1 protein-coding gene and 1 pseudogene are annotated in these 2,872 nt (G+C 35.7%); both read right to left on the bottom strand.

Annotated features, from left to right (window positions below):
* Positions 1 to 81: 81 nt before the first annotated feature.
* Positions 82 to 2,349: a glycoside hydrolase family 3 N-terminal domain-containing protein gene (locus tag Q0800_RS14060; protein ID WP_299130999.1), complete on the bottom strand. Its 2,268-nt coding sequence runs from the start codon at positions 2,347 to 2,349 to the stop codon at positions 82 to 84.
* 34 nt (positions 2,350 to 2,383) lie between these two features.
* Positions 2,384 to 2,872: pseudogene (locus tag Q0800_RS14065) on the bottom strand (hypothetical protein); the annotation flags it as partial.

Genomic DNA, 2,872 nt, shown 5'->3' on the forward strand with positions numbered 1-2,872 from the left:
GAGGTTGTTTTTTGAGCTTCCGAACAACTAAAAAGAACTATAATTGCTGTTAGTACTAAACTTAATTTTTTCATTTTAAGGTTACTTTTTTAGTTTGAATGTCGTTTCTAAATAGTCTTTAGACGAGGTTCCAATTTTAACGGTATAATCTCCAACTTCTAACACTTTTTCCATTGAAATTCCTGTAAACTCAAGCATTTTAGGTGTTATTGTGAAGGTGACGGTTTTACTGTCACCAGCATCTAATTCTATTTTTTCAAAACCTTTGAGTTCTTTGTCTGGTCGTGTTACGGAACCTATTTCGTCTTTAATATACATTTGCACTACTTCTTTTGCTTTCATGCTGCCCTTATTGGTTACCGTAACACTCACCTCAAGTTCTGTCTCTGGTGTTATTTCTCCACTAGAAATTGAAATGTCCGAATATTTAAAATCACCATAACTTAAGCCATGACCAAACGGATAAAGTGGTCCGTCTTCTAAAAATAAATATTCTTTTTTATAATTAATTTCCTTCATGCTATAATGAAACGGTAATTGCCCAATAGACCTCGGAATGGTGACAGGCGATTTACCAGATGGTGACACTTCTCCAAATATAATTTTTGCTGTAGATTCATCTCCAAATTCACTTAAATCCCAGGTGTCTAAAATAGCATCAGCTTCTTTAGCTATGGCATTAATAGATAAGGTTCGACGGTGTTTTAAAACCACGATAACAGGTTTCCCTAAGGCTTTGATTTTTTCAACAAGTTCGTCTTGCGGTCCAACTGGGTCAATAGTAGCACGGTCACCTTTGGTGCTGTTACTAAAATATGCTTCCTTTGCTGTAAACTCATCACCTCCTAAAAACAGGATCGTTACATCAGCACCTTTAGCTGTATTTACCAATTTTGCAATAGCTTTTGTATCTCTATCTAACAATTTTGGCGCTCCGCCTTTTTCATTGGTTAGACTAAACCCTTTTTCGGCAACAAATTTGATATTTGAACCTGAAACAGATTCAAACATCGCTTTAGTATTATCATTTAATAATGGTCCTAAAAGTGCAATCTTAGTCGACTTTTCTTTATTTAATGGTAAGGCATTATTTTCATTTTTTAATAAAATAATAGATTCTAAATCAGACTCCTTAGCCAATTCCAAAGACGCTGCTGCACGCACGCCTTTTTTGGTTTCTTCTATATCGATGTATGGATTATCGAAAAGCCCAAGAATGAATTTTGTTCTCAATACACGTCTTACAGACCTGTCGATTAGTTTTTCTAATTCAGGATTTTTATTAACCATTTCTGGTAAATATGAATAGGAATCTTCCGCATATAAATCAATATCAATTCCTGCTTCTAATCCCATTTGCGCTGCAGCTTCTGGCGATTCTGCAACACCCATAAAGTAAAATAAACGTGCAATATCGTTTGAATCTGATACCACATAACCTTCAAATCCCCATTGGTCTCGCAAAACACCAGTTAATAATTCTGGATTTCCGTGACTGGCCACACCGTTTAAATCACCATGTGAAGCCATTATACCTAAGCTTCTCGCTTCTTTTACAGCAGCTTCAAAGGGTGGATAAATTTCATCAATAAGTGTTCTTTCAGAAATTTCTATAGCTGCAAAATTAGAGCCACCTAATACTTGTCCGTAACCTGCAAAATGTTTTGCTACAGCTCCAATATGCGTACCGTTGCCTAAACCTTCGTAATTACCTTGCACACCAATTACAGCATTTTTAACCATATGCGTTGTTAAGTAGGTGTCTTCTCCAAAAGCTTCACTCATACGGCCAAAACGTGGGTCGCGCACTATATCTGCCTCTGGAGAGTGGCACATGTGCATCCCTCTTAAACGGGCTTCTCTACCTACCACATCCCATTGTCTTTGCACCAATTCTGTATTAAACGATGCTGCCGATGTCATTGGGCGCCCAAATCTGGTACAGCCTTCGGCATCTACTCCGTTATAGGATTCTGTTACAAATAATGCTGGTATGCCCCAACGATTATTCTCTATAATATACTTTTGAAGCTCGTTATTTAATTTAGCGGCTGCCACAGGATCAATATGCTCTCCCGGATTTTTGATTCCGGCAATACCAAGTTTTAGTTTTTCAACGACTTTATCAGACAATTTTAAATTGCCATTTTCATCTGGCTTTGCACCAATATTGGCATGGAAAATTCGCATTTGAGCTACTTTCTCTTCAATAGATAACTTCGGAAGCAAAGCTTCAACACGTTCATCTATGGATAAGGATGCATCTTTATAATCTTTTTCTACGGAATCAGAACAAGATAATACTGATACTACTAGAGCTGTAAATAATATGAGTGACTTTTTTTTCATTGTCGGTGTAATAATATTAGCGTATGTATTTGTTTTATATAAATCTAAATCTATTAATTTTTAAATTTTCAACTGAAGCAGCTTTAAATACCAAACATACCGTTTGACCATTTTGTAACTCTTCTATTTTGAAACTTTTAGTTTTAAAGGCTTTTGTTTTGTTTGAATCAAACATACAGGTTACTAGAAGTTTGCCGTTTTCATCACCTTCTCTGACTTCAAGTTCTGTATTTGTTTGTGATAGAAATTCAAATTCTATAGTGCTTTTTTTATTTAAATTCTGAATGTTTGGATAGGTTACAAAACCATTAGCTGCCTTTGGATTTATGGAAAAACCACCCATTATGTTTTCTGTTTTATCTACATTTTCTGCCTTAAAATAATCTTCAGCTTCTATTGAACCATTATTTGCATCATACTGACCAACTCCAATACCATCAACTCGAATGGTTGCGATTTCACCATTATCCTTGTAATGCACATAACTTATAAAGGAATCCCTAAACCAGCGATTTCCAGTTTG

Origin of the sequence: uncultured Winogradskyella sp. (assembly GCF_937958655.1) — a bacterium.
GTDB lineage: Bacteria > Bacteroidota > Bacteroidia > Flavobacteriales > Flavobacteriaceae > Winogradskyella.